Origin of the sequence: Sporofaciens sp. SGI.106 (genome assembly GCF_050314255.1) — a bacterium.
Taxonomy (GTDB): Bacteria; Bacillota; Clostridia; order Lachnospirales; family Lachnospiraceae; genus Claveliimonas.
Window position 1 is genome coordinate 48,029 of the sequence record NZ_JBNPMZ010000020.1, and the last position, 6,000, is coordinate 54,028.

Consider the following 6,000-nt stretch of genomic DNA (forward strand, 5'->3'; position numbering starts at 1 on the left):
AGTTAAATCGCGATTTCTTTCTTGACCTTAGAATATAAAATTCCAGTCTTTTCCTCAACTTCTCTATTTCCGCATGTATACGGAAAAAAGAAGTCAAAAAATCAGATATAGAAAACGGTCAGCTCTGAGCTATTTTGCATGAAAATGCAAAACAGCCGACTGACCGAAAAGGTATCTAACCAGGCAATATCATATAGCTAACTTCACAATTAAATTATTTATATTCAAAGAATTCACATATTTCATATCATTCGCAAGGGAAAAAACCATACTGAAACCAAGATATTTCTCCTGGTCTTCCTTATTGGAATGCTTCCGGCTTTCCTGTGCACTGATATTCAGGCAGTTATCCCTGGTTCGAATCGTAAGCTCATCTTCCGTCCTAATCAGTCTCATCTCAAGGAAACGCCTTCTCTTCCCAAAACGATGCTCTAAAATACCATTTTCTACGATTGTCGTGGATAATTCTTCAAAAAACAAATGAGTATAATAACTTTCTTTTTCCTGTATATGGTTTCGATAAAGAAATTCATCTACTTTTTCCAGTAATCCTGATATATGCTCTTTTTCTGTAATAAGCACACTCATCTCATCCAGAATATTTTCTGTTCCAAAATCTTCCTTCATAAAGACTGAAATCAGTTTCACCGTAACTGCCATCAGAATTTCCGTTGCAGGAATTGCAAACCAGATGCCCTTAATTCCCCAGAATATGGAGAACAGCCAACTCAGGAATATGATATACACCATTCGCTGAACCACATTCAGCACATGCGTAATTGTAACCTTTCCCAATCCCTGGAAATAAGACAGATAAAATTCATTATAAGCTAAAAACGGTAAGCTCACAGCATGTGCCCGCAATACCATGACTGCCATTGCATAAGATGCTGAATCTGTCTTCACATATGCTGCCGTTATGTATGGTGCCGCAAAATAATACAACACCGCCAGACCTGCCACTCCGACGCAGATATATTTAAAACATACTTTCTTCATCCTTTCAGCCGAATTTTTATCCATTTCTCCTACAAAAATTCCCGTAAGGAGCAGCGCTGCGCCAGCAATTCCGACTCCCACACTTTCTACAACATACCTGGTATTAATCTCCACCGACATCGCAACCATGGCCGCACTGCCGGCAGCAGCTATGATCATACGATTAATAATAACAGGACGAATAGTATTACACACTCTTTTTGTTGCTTTCGGAAGTCCCTGATAAATATTTTCAAATAAAGTGCGGATATCCACTCTGCACCAGCCAATATTTATCAGCGCATTCTTTTTCAGCAGAGATGACAGCAGAATGAGTGCAGCTACGTAATAGCTGAATGCCGTTGCGATTCCCATTCCCATCATTCCGCCTTTAAATACAAATACATTCAAAAGATCGCCCGCAATATCCGCTATTGTCATTGCCACTATGGAAATTGTTATTTTTGAATTTTCTCCGTTCAACTGCACAATTGGTACCAGTATTGCAGCAAAAATGTATGGGACTGCACCTGTCATAAAACCGAAAATATAACCTGCAGCTTTTGCATGCAGCTCCTGATCTGTTCTTGGTGCTCCGAGTAAGGCTGCAATCTCATCCGGAAACAGAAGACCAATTGCGGTTGCAATAACCGAGATGACTAATGCTGTCATCATCGTCATATACCAGTTTTTTCGTGCTTCTTCTACCATTCCTTTCCCAAGCTGCTTTCCGCCGGTACTCTGATAGCCTGATGCCAGCACTCCGGAAAAAATAGTAAGGATCGTAAATATGGGACCGGCGATTCCATTTGCCGCAAGAGCAATATCTCCCAGATATTTCCCGATTATGACTCCATCTATCATATATGTTATCGCACCCGCCAGTTCCATCATGACCAGGCCAAATGCAATCTGCAAAATCATTTTTGAAATGAGGGGATTGCTTCCCCGCTTATTTTCTGTTATCTTTTTCACTGCTATCTTTCTCTTTCAACTAAATTATTCAACCCGAATTGGAATCTGCTCTACATCCAGCTTTTGTGGCTCTTTATATCTCAGATTTTTCTTAATAAATTTTTCTTCATCCGCTACCAGATACACTTCGCTCTCATCTTCAATTCTAAAGTTATGGATATAGATATCTCCTTCGTTATAACAATCCAGCTTCTTTTTGAAATTATCAGCGTCTGCCTTCACTGATTTTACCAGAATCTGACAATCCCCCAGATAAATTCTGGCGCCAAACAGTTCAATGACCGGACTTGCCTTTGCGTGTAACTCGACATAACCGGTTTCCTTCGCCTGGGTAATTGCATTTTCAAGCTCCTCTGCGGAAGTAAACTTAGCACATACCTTTCCGTCTACTTCTACTCTGTCGCTGTATCCATTCCTGATGATTTCATCCAGCATTTCCATAATAACCTGTTCGGATTCATCACAGTAATGATCCACATAGAAATTTGCATGAAAGTAATTCTGGAAAACACTCAAACGATTCAGGAATTCATAATCAAAATACTCTTCCTGTGTTGTATAAACAAATTTCTTTCCCTCAACAATACTGTTGCCGCAACTGTCCAGAACCGAAAATTTAAAGTCTTCCTTATCCTGTATCCGGTTATAAAATTCTGCCAGAATCTTACCTTCCATCATCGATTCTACTCTGTTACGTTTATGTGATGCAATTTTTATATCCAGAATTACTTCAGTATCATCTTTCTTTATTGTAATATCAAAAATTCTCTGAATATGATTTTTGTTATTATATTCGTTAATCTTTCCCTCATCCTGCAATTTATGAAAATGCGGGAGCCTTATCTTCTTTTTCAGCTTGCCTGCTGTCATCACAAGGCAGCAATCTTCATATTTTTCCTCTGAGAAAACAATTGCGGGAACCGTTTCTCTTGCAAGTTTAGGACTGATATAATCAAATTCCTGCCAATGGCCATCATACTGGTATGGCATTAAACCAACAGATTTCTTCTTTGCATTGATATATATCAGATTAAATGTATGCTTGTGTATATCATTATAATAAAGCGCTCCACCCGGCATCAGTGTACCGCCGCCGCTTTGTTTCGTCATCGTAGGATATCCCATGCTCTCCGTATGTCCATACAGCAACAGATTCGTACAATACTGCAGTGCCAACAATGTAGCCGGTCTGTCTGAATATGTATTCGTTTCGTTTGAATGAAGAAATCTTGGAGCATGATGGAACATACCAATGGTGTAATCCACACCTTTTGCTTTTGGAATAATATTATACTTGTACATGGACCGTATCTGCGGAATTCCTAAAAAACATTTATCATCCGCTATCTGCGGATAACCTGTCAGGGAAGCCGTATTGAACGCGAGAAGCCTGATAACCTCTCCTGTCTCCGATGTAATATCCTTATATCCAACAGAATAACTGTATTTCATCCTGTCATCCACCGGATACATAAAGGGTTCTACCCCCAATATACTGCAGAATTGATTATAGTTATCCAATGTAGCATCGATATACTGCACATTCCTGTATCTGTACAATTCATCGATCACTTCAATAGAGTCATTCGTCATATCGTGTTTTTTTCTGCCCTGATTCCAGTCCACATCATGATTTCCCACAATAAATGTGATATCTTTCCCTGTCATCCCCATTTCATCAAGCAACTTTTTAAACCATACAGCTGCCTCTTCAAATTCATCCACCAGACCATGCCACGCAACATCACCTGTAAAAATAATGTGTTCTGGACGTAATTCTTTCGGAAGTGATTTCAGGGTCTCAATCATGCCATCCAAAATTTTATAACGGTCAACTAAAGGCTCATTAAGATTATAACGCTTATAATCTCTTCCAAAATGTACATCCGAAATGTGTAAAATATTCATACGTCTTCCCTTCTTTCCTGTTATCGTCAAGTACTTTATCCAATAAAAAATAGTATCATAAGAAGCGCATTTTATCAATCAGCCCTTGATAAAACAACAAACAGATTATTGGTTCTCAATGCATTTACATAGGACACCTGATCCGCAAGTCCCAAAACGATCCGAATACCAGCTCCTTTACAGATGTCTTCCGTATCCATTTCCTTCAGCTTCTTTTTTATATCAAACGGACGGCAGTCATCCCTCATCCGCAGAATTAATGATTCCTCTTCAATCAAAACACGGATATCTAAACCATGTTTTTTTCCGTCATTAAATCCATGTTCCACAACATTTCCTGCCATCTCCTCCACAAAAAGAGATAGGAAACAGCTTTTTCTGTTATTCACACCATGATTTTTGCAGAAATCTTCCACTTGAATAGACAGACCGATCACCTGCTCCATACTCTGCACTGATATCTCAATTGCATTTTCTTCAGAAGTTCCAAAGTCATCCGGCAAAATCATGAAATCATCAATCTTCGTAGGGAATCTTCTGTTTTCTTTCCATACCATCAGAACTGCAACGAAGAACATGAACATCTCTGCAGCTGTGATGATCATAAATACTCCATATGTGCCCATAGTCATAGTGAAAAGATAACACACAGCCAACGGAACAGCCAGCTTCTGCAATATAAGATAAACCATTGAGCTTGTCTTCTTACGAAGCATCTGTATATAAGCTGCAAATGATTCATTCATTGTTGTAAACGGAATACTTAATGCAAATAACTGAAGCGCAATAACTGCCAGCCCCTGCGTCTGTGCCGAATCTCTTGTATACACCTCTGCCAACCAGGGTGCCAGCAGAAAAATAGTAGCTCCAATCCCTGCCGATATCATAAGACCATATTTAACTACCTCATGAAATAATTTGCTAATCGCCTTCCTGTCCTGCTCCCCATAATAAATTCCACTTATAAGAAAAACAGCCTCAGAGACACCATATGCCGCAATCAAAGCCAAACCCTCCACGCTTTTCTGAACAGAATAGGCAGACATGGCCACTTTACCACCTATATACAGGATATGACGATTCAGGAGGATTGGTCGCAGTGTATTGCACACACGTCTTGCAGCACGTGGCAACCCTATTCCGAAGACAGGTACGATATCCTTCACCCGTATATTACGAAGTGAAAATCTAAACAAGGCATCCTTTCTTCGGAAATGAAGCAACAGTATCACAAAACCGACTACCATGGAAAACGAGGTTGCTAATCCCATTCCCATCATTCCTGCATGAAATATGTATACATTTATCAGATCACCTGCTATATTTCCAATTGCCAGCCCTGTTGCAGCATACTTTACCCGCTTTCCATCACTATCCAGCTGCATAATCGGAGACAAAAGCGAGAAGCCTATCAATGCAGGAGTTCCTAGGAATAAAGCTACAAGATACTCTTTGGTATATGGCAATAAATTGGCATCTTTCCCACTTGCTCCAAGCCCTGCACAAATGGGTTCAACAAACACAATTCCAAGAATAGTCACCACTATAGACGTAAGAAACGCTATGAGCGCTACAGTTGAAAACTGTCTGTTGGTCTCTTCCATGTCTCCTTCCCCCATACTTTTTGAGCAAACTGACTGCATTCCCACAGAGAGAATGCCTGACAGAATACCAACTATACTAAAGTAGGGACTTGCAAGACCACTGGCAGCCAGCTCCAGCGTTCCGAGAAAATGTCCAGTGATCATACCGTCAATCGTCTTAGACAGCGAGTTTGCAATCTCAACTGCCATAAAAACACCTAGTGAATTTATAAACACCTTATGGATAACAAAGTTATCTCTTTTTTTCTTTTCCATAACTTCCACCTTATTAATCCTTTTTTATGGAGTTATTTTCTCACAGAATTGAAGACAAGTCAATTTTTCGCAAGAGCAAATTCAAACAACAAAAAACCTGTAAAAGCTTATCTTCTACAGGTCTTCAAGCTCCCCGAGTTGGGCTCGAACCAACAACCCCACGGTTAACAGCCGTGTGCTCTACCATTGAGCTATCGAGGAATATCACTATTTAATTATAGTCCTTTACAAGCTCTTTTGCAAGGATTTTTTTAAGATTTTTCAATGTACCTTCAAAATT

Annotated in this window: 3 protein-coding genes and 1 tRNA gene; all 4 read right to left on the reverse strand. The window is 39.6% G+C overall.

Annotated elements, in window-relative coordinates:
• Positions 1–189: 189 nt before the first annotated feature.
• The 4 genes from ACQRCC_RS12840 to ACQRCC_RS12855 all read right to left on the reverse strand — a co-directional run bounded on the left by ACQRCC_RS12840 (position 190) and on the right by ACQRCC_RS12855 (position 5,921).
• On the reverse strand, positions 190–1,953 hold the full coding sequence (locus ACQRCC_RS12840; RefSeq protein ID WP_427851165.1) for an MATE family efflux transporter: 1,764 nt from the start codon (positions 1,951–1,953) through the stop codon (positions 190–192).
• 24 nt (positions 1,954–1,977) lie between these two features.
• Entirely contained in the window at positions 1,978–3,861 is a 1,884-nt protein-coding gene (locus ACQRCC_RS12845) for a metallophosphoesterase family protein (protein ID WP_427851166.1), read from the reverse strand.
• 74 nt (positions 3,862–3,935) lie between these two features.
• Positions 3,936–5,720 (reverse strand): MATE family efflux transporter, encoded by a 1,785-nt coding sequence (locus ACQRCC_RS12850; RefSeq protein WP_427851167.1) that lies wholly within the window; start codon positions 5,718–5,720, stop codon positions 3,936–3,938.
• Between the two features lie 129 nt (positions 5,721–5,849).
• Positions 5,850–5,921: transfer RNA gene (locus ACQRCC_RS12855), tRNA-Asn, on the reverse strand.
• Positions 5,922–6,000 lie beyond the last annotated feature (79 nt).